This is a genomic window from Paenibacillus xylanexedens (genome assembly GCF_017874615.1).
In the GTDB taxonomy this organism is placed as follows: domain Bacteria; phylum Bacillota; class Bacilli; order Paenibacillales; family Paenibacillaceae; genus Paenibacillus; species Paenibacillus xylanexedens.
Window position 1 is genome coordinate 35,051 of record NZ_JAGIKV010000016.1, and the last position, 15,507, is coordinate 50,557.

Annotated in this window: 11 protein-coding genes; all 11 read left to right on the forward strand. The window is 46.6% G+C overall.

Annotation, left to right across the window (positions count from 1 at the left end):
• Positions 1 to 77 precede the first annotated feature (77 nt).
• Positions 78 to 929 carry a formate/nitrite transporter family protein gene (locus tag J2Z28_RS19885; protein WP_211083943.1) on the forward strand — a complete coding sequence of 284 codons (852 nt, stop codon included), beginning with the start codon at positions 78 to 80 and terminating at the stop codon, positions 927 to 929.
• A gap of 426 nt (positions 930 to 1,355) precedes the next feature.
• Positions 1,356 to 3,419, forward strand: coding sequence for a molybdopterin-containing oxidoreductase family protein (locus J2Z28_RS19890; RefSeq protein ID WP_211083945.1), 2,064 nt, complete (start codon positions 1,356 to 1,358; stop codon positions 3,417 to 3,419).
• A 340-nt stretch (positions 3,420 to 3,759) separates the two neighbouring features.
• Positions 3,760 to 4,635: a hypothetical protein gene (locus J2Z28_RS19895; protein WP_211083947.1), complete on the forward strand. Its 876-nt coding sequence runs from the start codon at positions 3,760 to 3,762 to the stop codon at positions 4,633 to 4,635.
• A 12-nt stretch (positions 4,636 to 4,647) separates the two neighbouring features.
• The gene (locus J2Z28_RS19900; protein WP_036612733.1) at positions 4,648 to 4,860 is read left to right on the forward strand and encodes a hypothetical protein; all 213 of its coding nucleotides are present in this window, start codon (positions 4,648 to 4,650) and stop codon (positions 4,858 to 4,860) included.
• Positions 4,861 to 5,415: 555 nt separating this feature from the next.
• Complete coding sequence (locus J2Z28_RS19905; protein ID WP_211084055.1) at positions 5,416 to 6,639, forward strand: MFS transporter; 1,224 nt, start codon at positions 5,416 to 5,418, stop codon at positions 6,637 to 6,639.
• Positions 6,640 to 6,923: 284 nt separating this feature from the next.
• Positions 6,924 to 8,471 (forward strand): response regulator, encoded by a 1,548-nt coding sequence (locus tag J2Z28_RS19910; RefSeq protein ID WP_211083948.1) that lies wholly within the window; start codon positions 6,924 to 6,926, stop codon positions 8,469 to 8,471.
• A 331-nt stretch (positions 8,472 to 8,802) separates the two neighbouring features.
• Entirely contained in the window at positions 8,803 to 9,663 is an 861-nt protein-coding gene (locus J2Z28_RS19915; RefSeq protein WP_235193717.1) for an ABC transporter permease, read from the forward strand.
• A 15-nt stretch (positions 9,664 to 9,678) separates the two neighbouring features.
• A complete protein-coding gene (locus J2Z28_RS19920; protein WP_036667808.1) occupies positions 9,679 to 10,548 on the forward strand; it encodes a carbohydrate ABC transporter permease in 870 nt (289 codons plus the stop codon).
• Positions 10,549 to 10,575: 27 nt separating this feature from the next.
• Positions 10,576 to 12,225 (forward strand): type 2 periplasmic-binding domain-containing protein, encoded by a 1,650-nt coding sequence (locus J2Z28_RS19925; RefSeq protein WP_211083950.1) that lies wholly within the window; start codon positions 10,576 to 10,578, stop codon positions 12,223 to 12,225.
• A 92-nt stretch (positions 12,226 to 12,317) separates the two neighbouring features.
• Positions 12,318 to 14,093 (forward strand): sensor histidine kinase, encoded by a 1,776-nt coding sequence (locus tag J2Z28_RS19930; protein ID WP_211083953.1) that lies wholly within the window; start codon positions 12,318 to 12,320, stop codon positions 14,091 to 14,093.
• Positions 14,072 to 15,364 carry an ABC transporter substrate-binding protein gene (locus J2Z28_RS19935; protein WP_211083955.1) on the forward strand — a complete coding sequence of 431 codons (1,293 nt, stop codon included), beginning with the start codon at positions 14,072 to 14,074 and terminating at the stop codon, positions 15,362 to 15,364. The genes J2Z28_RS19930 and J2Z28_RS19935 overlap by 22 nt, the downstream gene beginning before the upstream one ends.
• The last annotated feature ends 143 nt before the right edge of the window (positions 15,365 to 15,507 follow it).

Here is a 15,507-nt window from a genome sequence, read left to right on the forward strand (position 1 = left end):
TATGGTATTCAACGCATAAACAATGAAATTCAGGTCGTTTTTCCAAACGATGAACAATGAAGGAGAGGATGAATGATATGGCAGCAAAAACACCTCTTGAGGTTGCACAATATACGGCGCAAACAGGAATGAAGAAGGCTCAATATCCGGTGTCTTCTGTACTGGTGCTTAGTTTTCTGGCAGGGGCTTTTATTGCGCTGGGGTTTCTACTGGATATTCGGGTGATTGCTTCTGCGCCAGCTGAGTGGGGAAGTCTGGTCAATCTGATTGGAGCAGCAGTGTTCCCGGTTGGATTAATCTTGGTACTCATCGGTGGTGGAGAGCTGCTGACAGGTAACATGATGGCAGTTCCACTTGCAACGATTGCAAGAAAATTATCCGTGGGTAGCATGTTGAAAAATCTAACCTTAGTGACGATTGGTAATTTTGTTGGAGCTTTGTTTGTCGCGTACGCGTTTGGACATGTGCTGGGCCTGACCGGAGAGGGTGTATATCTGGCGAAAGTGGTGGATATGGCTGGGCATAAGCTGCATGACGGCTTCCTGCAAGCTTTCATCTCTGGCATCGGCTGTAACTGGCTGGTCGCGCTGGCCGTGTGGTTATCTTATGCTTCGGATACAATGAGTGGCAAGGTACTGGGCATTTGGTTTCCAACGATGGCATTTGTGGCGATTGGATTCCAGCACGTTGTGGCCAATATGTTCCTCATCCCGGCGGCAATCTTTGAAGGACATTATTCGTGGGGTCAATATGTGATGAATTTCATTCCGGTATGGCTCGGGAATCTGACTGGTGGTGCTCTGTTTGTAGCTGCAGCCTATTGGGTGGTGTACCTGCGCCAAGCTGAGCCAAAAGTGAAGCCAGAGATGGCGACGTCGATCGAAGCTGTGGAGACGGAGGCTAGAGTGATGTTGAGTAAACAAGCATAGCGGGCACAGCGTAGCATGTGCGCACGGGTTATAGAAGAGAAGACGATTCTGATCTTGCTCGGTTCATGGCGAATATGCTGTGAGGGAGCAGGGCGGGATCGTTTTTTTTGTATGGGGTTCTTGTTGGAGTTTAACGCAAAATAAATTCGCCATGACAAGGTTCGGGGGAACGAAACCTGTTCATGGCGAATTTCGGGAGTGGTCCATGATATGGCATGAGGAGGAAGTGGGGAAACACTAGCCTAATGCCTTATTTTTAATTTACCCCTGAATTCTGAAGTTGAATCAAACTCAAAAACATTTTTTTGAAAATAATCTAAAGCCGCTATAGCGGTGAATATGAAGCAAAAACATACTGTTCTCTTTACGCGATAACCTCGAAGAAGATATGATATAGGGATAGCTTTTAAAGAGGGGAGCCTTACGATGATCGATCAGGAGAATGGTGTATTTGCGGCGGTGTGCCCGCTCGACTGTCCGGACACTTGTGGTCTGTTATTACATAAAGAGAATGGCAAAATTGTGAAGGTGGCAGGCAATCCGGATCATCCGATCACCAAGGGTTCCATTTGTAATAAAGTCAGAAATATGACCGAGCGGGTATATCACCCCGAGCGTCTACAATATCCGATGAAACGTGTAGGAGCCAAAGGCGAAGGCAAGTTTGAACGAATCAGTTGGGATGAAGCGATTCGTGAGATTACGACCAAATTCACTACATTGTCCGAAACCTACGGCCCGGAGAGTATCCTGCCCTACAGCTTTTACGGTAACATGGGCATTCTCGGCGTAGACGGTATGGATCGGCGTTTCTTCAATGCGCTTGGTGCGAGTGTACTGGAGCAGACGATCTGTAACTCCGCTGGAAATACCGGCTGGAAATACACGATGGGCGCCAACCGGGGAACGGTGCCAGAAGATACGGAGCATGCGGATCTCATCCTGGTGTGGGGCGGCAATATCGTCAGTACAAATATGCACCAGGTCGTTTTGGCGGAGAAAGCCCGCAAGAAAGGCGCCAAGATCGTCGTCATCGACGTTCATCGCAATCGTACCGCCCAATGGGGCGACTGGTTTATTCCTTTGTATCCGGGCACGGACAGCGCACTGGCGCTAGGATTGATGCATGTGCTGTTCGAACGGGGACTAACGGATGAAGCGTTTATGCAAAAGTATACGGTAGGTCATGAGGCACTACGTGATCATGTCCGCAGTTACAACCCTGAACGTGTTGCACGCATTACGGGCGTGCCGGAGGAAACGATTGTGGAGCTGGCCGAACTATACGGCAACGCACAGGCAGCCCATATTCACATCGGCAATGGCCTCCAGCACCATGATAATGGGGGGATGAACGTGCGTAGCGTTGCATGTCTGCCTGCGATTACAGGGCAATGGCTGAAGCAAGGCGGCGGTGCCGTTCGAACCAACAGCTACGCGAGCACAAATAGCGACGCGCTCGAACGTCCGGAGCTGCGGCAGAATCCGGAGCCGCGAGTGGTGAACATGAACCGGATTGGTGAAGCGTTGCTGGAAGCAGAGCAGCCAATCCGGGCGATGATGGTCTACTGCAGCAATCCACTGGTGGTGGCACCGGATACCGAGCGGGTGGAGCGAGGTTTTGCACGGGAAGATCTATTCACGGTTGTGCATGATCTGTTCATGACGGATACGGCGAAATATGCAGATATCGTATTGCCAGCCACATCTTCATTTGAAGCGACGGACCTGTACACCTCTTATTGGCATCAGTACGTTCATCTGCAAGAGCCGGTGATTGCACCGATTGGGGAGAGCAAGAGCAATGTGGAACTGTTCTCACTGCTTGGGCAGGCTATGGGGTACGATCCGGCAATCTTCGGAGAAACACCGGAACAGATGATTGAGGACGCTCTCCAAGGCACAGGCAACCCCTACATGAATGGAGTCACGTTGGAAGGACTGAAGGAACATCGATTCGTGAAGCTGGATATGACGCCACATGCTGCATATCTGGATCAGCTGCCCACGCCTTCAGGCAAAATCGAATTGTATTCCGAGACGATGGAACAGAGAGGGCTTCCGCCGCTCCCTACCTATAGTGCTCTGGTTGAAGGATATGATGGGGAGCATCCGGCTGGACCTGCCGATACGTATCCATTGATGTTCCTGTCACCGCCAAACCATAATTTCCTGAACTCTACCTTTGGCAATTCAGCCAAACATCAACGTTTGGAAAAGATGCCTCTATTGCAGATACACCCCGAGGATGCCATCCGTAGAAATGTGGAGGATGGCGATGCAGTGGTCGTATGGAATGAACGCGGGCGCATCGAACTTACCGCCAAGGTGAGTGAAGCCATGTTGCCGGGAACTGTCATCAGCCAAGGCTTATGGTGGGATGGTGACGGCAAGAAGCAGCGGGCGAATTCACTGACGTCCAATCGGTTGTCGGACATGGGGAACGGGGCCACTTTCTTCTCGGCCACTGTTGAAGTGGAGCGTCAATGAGTGTGCTTGCAGCGTGATTTTTTTGAGGTAAGATGAACAACTCCAATGGCCTTTGCACTGACTGTTATGCTGTCAGAGTAAAGGCCTATTTTTATAAGAAGCTGTACTTTAAATGTGTTAAAAATAGTATACGATAGGGCGATAGGTTCTTTGTCAGGTGTATTAATTTATTAGTTGCCTAAAGTTAAATATAAGTAAATAGACCTAATCTCCCGAAATAATGTAGTTAATTTGTATTAATATTCTAAAAAAGGGTTCCATTATATCCTCTGTATGTCATACTTGAACCAGTAAATGGATTATTTCTTGTTATCTATTTAACTTAATAAGGAGGTATATAATGAAAAGAATTGCTTTAATTACTTCTCTGACACTGATGTTAACATTAGTACTTTCAACCTTTTCTGCTAACACTTACGCTGATAATGGTGGGGTAGAAGATGATCAAATTAAAGAATTGAACTATAATTATTCTGATCAGGACGGGTTAATTGATATTGACGCGAGCTATGAAGAGACTAAAACAGGAGAGGTAATAGATTTTAATATAAAAGAAGAAAACGGAATACGTACTGTTAAGCATTTTATAGACAATAAACTCGTAGCTGAAGCCATTTACGATATAAGTTCTGACGAAATAGTAACTACTACGGCGGATGGTGAGGTCGTTACACAAAAAGCAAGTGAAATGATTAGTGAGTCAGATGGTAATGCACTTTCTAATGAATATGATAATCAAATCACAGGAGCGGTAGAAACACAAAGCGCTGTTTTGAATGCTTCTCCAGGTTTTAACTTTGTTAAGCAAAAGTATAATACGGCTTGGAAGCAATATGGTTCTATATATCAAAAGCAATCTGTTCTGCAAGATAAGCATTATAAGCTGAATATATCCGCTGGGACTGCTATAGCAACGGTAATTACAATAATAGATATTTATTATACTAAGGGTAAGTTCACTACCTTCTTGAAGGCAATGGGGATCACGATTCTAGGAGTTACAGTTGATTCAATAATTGGTGCCATGGATGCAACTAGATATTTAACACAAGTGGAAGTCTATTCTCAGGGTATGCTAGGATTGGCCTCAGAGAGATATATAGTAAAAGCTACGTTTAATGGCAAAACAGCACAGGTGAATGATGGCGGGGATGAAAGAACTTATGATGAATTAATTGATATCGGGGTATATAATGTAGTACTCCAGAAGCTATAAAGGAATGATGATATGAAGCAATTAACCGAATACGAGGCAGCGAAGAGAGATATCATTATGTCCATTGTTTATATTATTGGTGTCTTAATATTATTTTATATGGCGTTAGAGGCCTCTTTAGTGGTGGCAATTATCATTTGTATGCCTCTTGAAATTGCTTTTATAATTAGATTAATTCATGAAGTCAAAAAGTTTAAAAAGTTAAAAAAAAATGATGCACCTTAGTGGGATTTCTGTGGGATGTATGTTAAAAATAATAAAAAATTTCTTAATGAACTAGTTATACCCTGTTGAGTAGAATTTAAGTTAAAACCTTTGCTTCCAGCGCGTATCGATATTCAGTCGGTGCGCGTTGTTTGAGTTAGGCCTAAAATTCAAATCTACGTTTCTGACATGAATATTAAATACAAGGTCATTTAATGATTTTTTTGTGAAGCCATGTTGCCGGGAACCCTCATCAGCCAAGGCTTATGGTGGGATGGTGACGGGAAGAAACAACGGGCAAACTCGCTCACGTCCAATCGGTTGTCGGACATGGGCAACGGGGCGACCTTCTTCTCAGCCACTGTTGAAGTGAAGCGTCAATGAGTGTGCTTGCAGCATGTTTTTTTTGAGGTAAGATGAACAAAGGCTAGAATTTGAGCAGGATTATAGTGCAATAGATGTAACACTTCATAAAACCTTCGCTCTGGCTGGTTAGGGTTATGCCGTCAGGGCAAAGGTCTATTTTTTATGGCTATTTGTTTGTGCAGAGGTACTAAGGAGAATGAATTAACGATGATGAGATGGCTGGATAACTATCCAAAAGAAGTGAGAATATTTTTATTAGCAAGTCTGGTTAACGCAACCGGCAGTGCATTGATGTGGCCGCTGACCACCATGTATGTGTTTGATGAGCTTGGACGAACGATGGCCAACGCCGGTTTTGTGATCCTCATTCAGTCACTGGGTGGCATCTTTGGACAATTGCTTGGTGGTTCGTTGTACCATCGGGTGGGCGTGAAGAAGCTGATCATTGGTTCACTGGCGCTTAATGCGTTAGGTTTGTTTGCGTTGCCGTGGATTAGTGCGTATTGGGTCGTATTTATATGTGCCATGGGCTGGATTGGGCTGTTCAGTTCATTGTCGCTACCAGCGATTCAAGCCTTTATTGGCTTCCGGTTTGCGGAGCGACGCGGTGAATTATTCAATATTATCTATGTGGCGAACAATATCGGGGTGGCGATTGGTACGGCGTTGAGCGGTTTTCTGGCTGACTTTTCCTATCACCTCAGCTTTGTACTGAACGGAGTGACCTCAGCCGGATTTGCAATTTTCTTCTGGTATTATCTGTCGCGGGTTGAACCGGATCAGGGGGAAGTACATCTGACCAAACGGAAAACCTTCCCCGATGGGCCGGGCGTCTGGGCATTGTTGGGTAATACCCGACTATATCTGTTTATGAGCTTGGGCGTACTCTTCTTGTTATTTGGCAACTCCATCTGGAACACAGGTGTTTCCCCGTATATCATCTCTGAGGGTATGGAAAAAAGAATGTACGGTCTGCTCTGGACCCTGAACGGGGTGCTGATCTTTGTGGGCCAACCTTTTACCAGCTGGGTGAAACGGACCATGGCCCGTACCTCCACTGCCCAGATGACGGCGAGTGCGGTATTCTATGGCATGGCCTACATTGTGATGATTACCATGTACAGCTATCCGGGCATGGTGCTTGCAATGGTACTGGCCACGTTTGGGGAGATGTTGATCTCCCCTGCAACGCCTGCATTTATCTCCGAGCATGCTGGCAGGGCGGCACCTTTTTACATCGGGATATCGGGTGGGATCGGTGCGGTTGGTCGGGTTATCGGCCCCTATGCGATGGGGGTCATGTATGACAAACAGGGACTTATTCCGGTAGCGTGGCTGGCAACAGGCACAGCGGCGATTGCGCTACTTGGTTTTGTATTGCACGCAGTGTTGAACCGTAATCGTGAAGTGAAGGAGTATGGAATGGATACATAATGTTGTACCGGAATTACTCCGTCCGTACCCATACCCTGATGATATTGTAAAATGAAGCGAGGCTAACCCTCACCCCAGTAGCGGGGTGAGGGTTGTTTTGTCTTTACAGAGACTAACTCCAATAGCCGTGCCAGCGAATGATTTTCCCGATGAGATGAGCCAGGAATGTTCAGAAATCAGACTTGTTAGAGTGCATTCCCATGTCAATCAACGACCTCCCCTCTATTTGTGCATAATGCCCATATAATAGAATGGAACTGGTTAAAGGCAGGAGGATGCATACGATGTACAAGGTTTTGCTGGTTGATGATGAATTTATGATCTCGGACGGGATCTCCAGTGTGGTGAACTGGTCCCGATTAGGAACAGAACTGATCGGCATTGCTCAAGATGGATTGGAAGCGCTTGCTTCAATCGAACGGCAACGCCCGGATATCATCATCTCGGACATCCGCATGCCGGGAATGGATGGGTTACAGCTGGTTGAAGCTGTGGCAGAGAAGTATCAGCATATCTCGTTTATCATGCTCACGGGTTTTACGGAGTTCGAATATGCGAAAACGGCCATGCAGTATGGGGTGAAGCACTATTTGCTTAAGCCCTGCAGCGAGGAGCATCTTGTACAGGCTATCAGTGAATTGGTCAGTGAGAAGCGAGAGTTAACCGATCAGGAGCGTTTTGTGCAGTCGATCCAATATAATCTGGAGCGTGTACTGCCGCATGCCAAGGAATACTTTCTGAAAGAGCTAGTCACGAACAGAACATACGGGGTCAAGGAATGGAAGTATTTCGAGGAATTATTCGATGTACAGTTTCAGGATCAGCGTGTGCGGTTGCTGTTGGTAGAGATTGAGGGAGATCATGAGTATTTGCACTTGTTCGCGGTGAAGAACATTGCCGAAGATATTTTTCACAATCCCATCTTAAGTGCCACGGTTGGAAGGCATGTGCTACTAATTATGGAGGACAAGTTATCTGAAACGCAGTTGTTCCATAATATCGATGAGATTCGCGCCACATTTACCCGATATTATCATGACGATCTCACGATTGCGCTGAGCGAGCCAGGAGACCTCTCGCAGGCACGCCATTTGTACATGCAGACGCTGGTTTATCTCAATTACCGCTTTTACCTCGGTGAGGGCAGTCTCATTATGGAGCGGGATATTTACTCTCCCGGAGAGCGCATTCTTCCTGAATTCGAATACGATCCGGAGCGGATGGTTACTGCAATCAAGGCGGGGCACTGGCAGGAAGTTGGATCAGAGCTGAACCGGATGTTTCAGCTGCTTGCCAGCTTGCGATATGATATATCCCAAACGAAGTCCTATCTTATTCAGATGTTTATGGAGATGATTCGACTTAGTGGCTCTGCCGAGATGAAAAGGTATATGGATCAGTTGCCAGGCATGCTTGAATCCAGCACCCTACATTCTTTTCAACAGTTTTTGCTTGCCGTCGGCAAGGAAATCACCCTGCGCCGCTATGAACAACATCGCTCCAGACAATCGCAGATGGTAGGCAGTGTGAAACAGTTGGTAGAGAAACGCTACAAGGACGAGACATTAACACTCCAGTCCATCGCTGGGGAAATATACATGAATCCAGACTACATCGGCAAAATGTTCAAAAAAGAAACGGGTGAGAAATTTACGAACTATGTGTTAAGCTACCGCCTCCGTAAAGCGTTGGAGCTTCTGGAGCAGGATGGGAACTGCACTGTATCCTCGCTTGCCGAACAGACAGGCTTTGGCGCCAACTGGCCGTATTTCAGCAAAATGTTCAAGAAATACACGGGTTTCTCCCCTTCCGAGTATAAAAAAGTACCCTAGGACAGCGTCGCTGTGGCTTTTACATAGCTAATCTTTTATCCGATCTACATCTAATCTGTGATCGGGCCCTGTACGCCAATCATCGGCAGCAGGGTCTTTTTTTGTCGGACGGAACTCGGTTTTGAACATCCATTTATCGGAAATGAGCATGGGAAGAAAAGGCGCTCGCTTCTATCATTAGAAGTGTCATGTTAGTGAATGAACATCGAGAGTGGAGGTTGAGTGGATGGAGCTGAATCGAAGCCGGGGGATTGAACCTGGGCGTTTGAAGCCAGCTGGCAAATGGAGTTCGGTGAAAAAGGAACTTGTCCGCAACAGATACGTTTATCTGATGCTCGTTCCTGTGGTAGCCTACTATCTGATTTTCAGCTATGGGCCAATGTACGGGCTACTGATGGCATTTCAGGAATCCTACAACCCGATCAAAGGAATATTGGCAGGCGAATGGGTCGGATTTGACAACTTCACCATGTTTTTTGAAAGTTATTATTTCTGGCGACTGATTAAGAACACACTGATTTTGAGTTTTTACAGTATTGTATTTGGTTTCCCAGCTCCGATTCTACTAGCACTGCTGCTGAATGAAGTCCGGAAGAAGTGGTTCAGAGGTGCAGTACAGACCATTAGTTATATGCCGCATTTTATTTCGGTTGTCGTCGTGGTTGGAATGTTGAAAACGTTCTCATCTCTGGACGGTGGGTTATTTAACGTCATTCGTGACTTTTTCGATCTGCAGCCAATTATGTTTTTGGCGGAAAAAGATATGTTCCGTCCGATGTACATCCTGTCCAACATATGGCAGGGCGCAGGCTGGGCCTCGATTATCTTTTTGGCAGCACTAAGTGGTATTGATCCACAGCTATACGAGGCTTCCAAAATCGATGGTGCAGGTCGCTGGAGACAGCTGTTACATATTACACTGCCGGGCATCATGCCAACGATTGTGATCATGTTAATTCTGCGCATGGGGGCAGTCATGAACGCGGATTTTCAGAAAATATTGTTGATGCAAACGGCACCGACCTATGAGACATCGGATGTCATATCCACCTTTGTTTATCGATCCGGTATTTTGGAGGGGAACTATACGTATTCAACCGCCATCGGACTATTTAACGGCGTCATTAATTTCGCGCTGCTCATTATCGCAAACGCGATCAGCAGAAAGCTTAACTCAACCAGTCTATGGTAATCGGAAGGTGAAGCGATGAAACAGTCTATAGGGGAACGACTTTTTGATGTATTTAATACACTGCTGCTCTTGGTGATCATGGTTTTATGCTTGTACCCGATGCTGTACGTGTTCAATTCTTCAATCAGCGACCCGGACCAGATGCTGCGTTCCCGTTCTCTGATGCTCATTCCTGAAGGTTTTCAGCTGGGAGCGTACAAGTCGGTATTTCAGGATACTCGCATCTATACGGGATATATGAACACCTTGTTCTATGTTGTGGTGGGTACCGCCATTAATCTGCTCATGACTTCACTGGCTGCATATGGGCTGTCACGCGGTGATCTGATGGGCAGAAAAACGCTGATGAAGTTAATTACGTTCACGATGTTTTTCGGCGGGGGCATGATTCCAACTTTTCTGCTGATTCAGAATCTGGGCATGGTGGATACCCGTTTTGCGCTTATTATTCCGGGTGCCATCAGCACGTTTTATTTCCTCATTATGAAAACAAACTTTGAAGGCATTCCGATCAGTCTGATCGAATCGGCGAAGCTTGATGGTGCCAATGACTTTCTGATTTTGTTCCGAATTGTACTGCCTTTGTCAAAGCCAATCCTGGCGGTCATGATGCTGTATTATGCGGTTGACCATTGGAATGATTATGTCGGACCTATGCTCTACCTGCGCAGTCAGGAGTTATATCCAATACAGATTATTATGCGTGATATTCTGATCAGCAGCAGTACAGAGGCCATGGGCGCTGGCGCCGATACCGGCTTTGCCATTGGGGAGAACATCAAATATGCGACTATTATTATCTCCACACTGCCGATCATGCTGGTATATCCGTTCATCCAACGTTATTTTGTTCAGGGTGCTCTAATCGGCGCTGTGAAACAATAAAAAATGTATCCTATGGAGGCGAATTACGTGAAAAAAAGAATGGGGTCCATCCTGTTGTCATCGCTACTTACCATGTCTTTACTGGCGGGCTGTACGGGGGATAATGAACCAGGTAACGCAGAGCCAGCAGAAGGAACAGAACCTGCGGTTCAGGCGTTGACCGAGATTCCGCTACCGATTACAAGTGAGCCATTTACCATTGACTACTGGCGCGCCAATGATGCCAAACTGACAGCTTCCTTGAACAATTTTGGCGATATGGCGGCTTATAAGGAAAAGGAGAAGCTAACAGGCATCCAAGTGAAGTTCACACATCCTCCGCTTGGACAACAGCGTGACCAGTTCAATCTGCTGATCTCCACGAAAGAGCTACCGGATGTCATTTATTATAACTGGGCAGATGCCGTTGGCGGACCGGAAAAAATGATCAAGGACGGTCGAATCATTCGATTGAACGAACTGATCGACAGTTATGCACCAAACTTAAAGCGGATTATTGAATCCGATCCGGATGTGAAGAAGCAGATTGCACTCGATGATGGCACGATCTATATGTTCCCGCTGCTGAAGCTGGATGCATTGAAGCTGAATGCCACTTCTGGTTTAATTATGCGCCAGGATTGGCTTGATGCATTGAACCTTAATGTACCTACCAACATCGATGAGTGGTATACGGTACTCAAGGCATTTAAGGAACAGGACCCTAACGGCAACGGCAAGCCAGATGAGCTACCATTCACCGGAAACTGGGGACCGGGTAACCTGACCAAGCTTCATGATTTTGCCGCGGCCTTTGGTGTCATTGGTGGCTTCCAGATGAATGGAGACAAGGTGGAATTCGGACCGATTCAGCCGGGCTACCGTGATTTCTTGGAGACCATGGCCAAGTGGTACAAGGAAGGGTTGATTGATCCCGAGATCATGACCAATGACGGTAAAGCTTTCGATTACAAGGTCACCAGCAATCTGGCAGGCGCATATCAGGGCGGTGTATTCAGCGGCATGGGGAAATACTTCAATCTGATGAGAGATACGGATCCGAACTTTAACGTGACTGGTGTACCGTGGCCTGTATCTCCGGATGGAACTTCGTATGCGACATTTAATCTGGACGCTAAAGTGTTGTCTTATGGTGAGGCTATTACGGCTTCCGCAGACGAAGACAAATTGAAATATATTGTTCAGTGGATGGACTACAACTATAGCGAAGAGGGTAGTGATCTGTTCAACTTTGGTATCGAAAATGACAGCTATGTTCGTGACGGGGAAGGTGTCAAATTCACAGATACCATCATTAATAATCCGAACGGTCTGACGTATGATCAGGCACTGGCTTCCTATGCCTTATCCATTATGGACGGTCCGATCAATCAGGATAGTCGTTATCTGGATGCATTATTATTTGACGACGGACAGCGTGCGGCAAACGTGGAATGGATGAAAGCAAGCTCAGCTTTAACGCTTCCTCCAATTCGTTTGTCAACAGATGAAGTGACCACAAGTACATCCATCATGAGTCAGGTGAATACGTATTTGAATGAGACGATGACTGCTATTATTAGCGGACAGAAGCCGATCACTGAATTCGACAAGATGGCCGAAACAATCAAGAGCATGGACATTGACCGGGCGATTGAGGTTCATCAGGCTGCGTATGATCGATATCAGTCCAAATAATACGTGAGAAATCGAGCGCTAAAACTTTGGGAAAACCTTCCTGTATGTGATATACCTAGTAGTATCACGTGGTTCAAAGGAGCGCTTTGGTCATGACAGCCTACCGCAAACTGAGCATCAAAATGAAAATGTTTCTGATGATTATGTTCATGATGGCGTTTATCATCATCCTCGCGTTTGGGTCCTTGTATTATACGTACTCGGTGTATGACAAACAGCTGTTTGATAAGTCGTCCCGACTTCTGAACCTTTCTTCGTCTACAGTGGATGTTGAACTTCAGAAGTTGGAAGCGTTATCATTAAACATGATCTCCGATACGCAGATTCAAAGAGCCTTGAAGTCGTTGCTGGATGACGATAGCGCATATTCAAGCTTTATTGAACGAAAAAAGATCACGGATCGGTTATGGGAGCATATTAGTGGGGCTGCACGATATGTGCAGTCCGTTCATCTGATTGATTCCAGGGGAAGAGTCAATAAATATGGCGAGACACTAACCGTATCTCAGGAAAAATATGATCGGATGATTGCGGCTGCGGAGCAGGCCAATGGTGCAGTGCGCTGGTTATACCCGGATGACGATGACCCGATGCTGGTTATGGTGCGTCAAGTGCGAGCCTATGAACCGATGACCCTGGAACCGGTAGGCATACTGTTTCTGCGTATTAATATCGAGCGACTCGTCGAGGAGTATGCGGGCATCGATAGCCAGGACAGTGACATTATTTTAAAAGCAGGCAGTGATGTGGTGTATCCTTATCGCCAGCTTCCAGAAGCGGTGTCCGCCGGACTGAATCCACTTCCAGGCAGTGGGGGATATGAGATCAAGAATCTGGATGGGAGGGAGATATTTCTTTCCCAGAAGAAATCCGCATACACCGACTGGGTGTATTATAATATGGCCTCTTATGATGAAATTTTTGAACGTATTATATGGTTGAAAAATAGTTTGATTGTTGTTTATCTTATCGCCATTCTGGTTGTTCTCGCGCTTGGTATGGTGTTCGCACGAAGTCTGACAAGGCCGATCAGGCAGCTCATCAGTCAGATGAAGGAGGTTCAGTATGGGGATCTGGAGAATATAGACGCCAATCTGTCCATTCCAACACACCAGCAGATGGATGAACTGGGGTTACTACAGCGTACGTATCGACTGATGATTACACATATTAATACATTGATTAAAGAAAATTATGCAAGCCAGTTGGTCATTAAAGAAACGGAGTTCAAGGCGCTACAGGCGCAGATCAATCCCCACTTTCTGTATAATGCGCTGGATTCGATCCATTGGCTCGCCAAAAAGAACAGGCAGGAGCAAATCTCCAGTATGGTGTTATCACTCGGATATTTGCTGCGTTCCTCCATCAGCTTCAAGCAAAATATCATTACCATTGCCGAAGAACTGGAGATCGTCAATCATTACATCACCATTCAGACCTACCGTTTCCGGCAACGGCTGGATTTCCGTATGGATGTGCCTGCTTCTTATCTGGGTTGTGCCATTCCCAAGTTGACCCTACAGCCACTACTGGAGAATGCCATTCAATACGGTTTGGAACCACAGGTTGGATCATGTCTGATTCGAGTGTATGCCGAGATATCAGGTGGCAAGCTGGCCCTTATCGTCGAGGATCACGGTCCCGGCATGGAACCCGAATATGTGGAACAGGTGCTGCGCGGTGAAGTGAAAACCAGAGGCACAGGTATTGGTCTACTGAATATCAGGGAGCGGGTACGTCTGGCTTTTGGCGAAGAATATGATGTTCTGCTGGAGAGCAAGCCGGGGCGTGGAACGAGAGTGACGGTGCTGCTGCCGCCCCCATTACCAGGTAAGGAGGAGAAGCTATGGGAAGATGGATGCGAATGATAGGCATGCTTTGCCTTATGCTGACTCTTCCTGGCTGCGTGAACCAGTTGGATCAAAGGCCAGGCATGATTGTGGAAGAAGAACCGATAACGCTGCGCATCGCTTGGTGGGGTGGGGAGTTCCGTAACAATGCAACGATAGCCGTTATCAACCTGTATGAGAAGTTGAATCCACATGTGAACATCGAATACGAATATAGCAGTTTCAACGAATACTGGAGAAAACTCGCCCCACATGCAGCAGGCAATGCGTTGCCCGACATTATCCAGATGGACATCTCCTATCTGTCCCAGTACAGTTCGCTGCAACTGTTGGAGGATATGACGCCGTACATGCTGAGCGGGCTGATTGACACGACAGATATTGAGAAGGAACAGTTGGAGAGTGGTAGCCTGAATGGAAAAACCTATGGTCTCAGTTTAGGGGTTAACGCCATGCTTAGCATCTATGATCCGGAAGTGTTAAAGGCCAATGATATTGAATTGCCAACGGATACGTGGACATGGGCGGATTTTGACCGGATGGGCGAGCAATTGCTCGGGAAAGGTATCTATCTGGGAACCTATTTCACGCCGGAACAGTTTTTCGCGTATTACTTGAGACAGTATGGTTCCAAGCTATACGCCGAGGATGGCAAGAGGTTGGGATATGAGGATGATGGGCTGTTTATTGAGTACTTTGGCAGGATGCAGCAGCTCGCGGAGAAGAAGCTTATTTTTGCACCGGATATCTGGACATCAGATATTGGCCAGCCTGATAACGACCCGTTTTATCTGGGAGAGGCTTTGTTTAGCTGGGGGTATTCCAACCAATTTATCAGCACCGCTCAGCGTTATGGCAAACCCTTAACCATCTCCCCAATGCCTGGGCCAAACAGCCAGGATGGATTGTTCTTGAAGCCAGGCATGTTTTTCTCCATGGCGGGTAATTCCAGACATAAGGAGGAGGCGGCCAAGTTCATCAGCTTTTTTGTGAATGATTTGGATGCCAATCTGCTGCTCAAAGGGGAGCGGGGTGTGCCTGTCTCATCCAGTGTCAAAGAGCGGATGAAGCTGGTGGTTGAACCGGAGCTGGCGCAGGTGTTTGATTATATTGATTGGGTTGCGGATAACAGCACTCAGATGGATCCCCCTGATCCCGTAGGTGCGCCAGAGGTCACTGCGGTGTTACGTGAGTTATATGATCTTCTACTGTTTGGCAAAATTACGCCTGAGCAGGCGGCGGTGGAATTTCGTGAGCGAGCGAACGGAATACTGGGTGGGAAGCTATAAGAATGGACTAGATCATATATGTATTTAATGGGCTTGGGGCTGTTGTCGTTCACAAGCTCAACCTTCATTCTACTCGGGTGAGGGTTTTTGTTATGGAATGGTGTATATTTCCTCTAGTATAATGAAAATGGGTAGTTGTCCTA

What these genes read in the sequence shown, in the direction of transcription:
- J2Z28_RS19885 (WP_211083943.1), top strand. Translation starts at nt 78, where the DNA reads ATGGCAGCAAAAACACCTCTTGAGGTTGCACAATATACGGCGCAAACA.
- J2Z28_RS19890 (WP_211083945.1), top strand. Translation starts at nt 1,356, where the DNA reads ATGATCGATCAGGAGAATGGTGTATTTGCGGCGGTGTGCCCGCTCGAC.
- J2Z28_RS19895 (WP_211083947.1), top strand. Translation starts at nt 3,760, where the DNA reads ATGAAAAGAATTGCTTTAATTACTTCTCTGACACTGATGTTAACATTA.
- J2Z28_RS19900 (WP_036612733.1), top strand. Translation starts at nt 4,648, where the DNA reads ATGAAGCAATTAACCGAATACGAGGCAGCGAAGAGAGATATCATTATG.
- J2Z28_RS19905 (WP_211084055.1), top strand. Translation starts at nt 5,416, where the DNA reads ATGAGATGGCTGGATAACTATCCAAAAGAAGTGAGAATATTTTTATTA.
- J2Z28_RS19910 (WP_211083948.1), top strand. Translation starts at nt 6,924, where the DNA reads ATGTACAAGGTTTTGCTGGTTGATGATGAATTTATGATCTCGGACGGG.
- J2Z28_RS19915 (WP_235193717.1), top strand. Translation starts at nt 8,803, where the DNA reads ATGCTCGTTCCTGTGGTAGCCTACTATCTGATTTTCAGCTATGGGCCA.
- J2Z28_RS19920 (WP_036667808.1), top strand. Translation starts at nt 9,679, where the DNA reads ATGAAACAGTCTATAGGGGAACGACTTTTTGATGTATTTAATACACTG.
- J2Z28_RS19930 (WP_211083953.1), top strand. Translation starts at nt 12,318, where the DNA reads ATGACAGCCTACCGCAAACTGAGCATCAAAATGAAAATGTTTCTGATG.
- J2Z28_RS19935 (WP_211083955.1), top strand. Translation starts at nt 14,072, where the DNA reads ATGGGAAGATGGATGCGAATGATAGGCATGCTTTGCCTTATGCTGACT.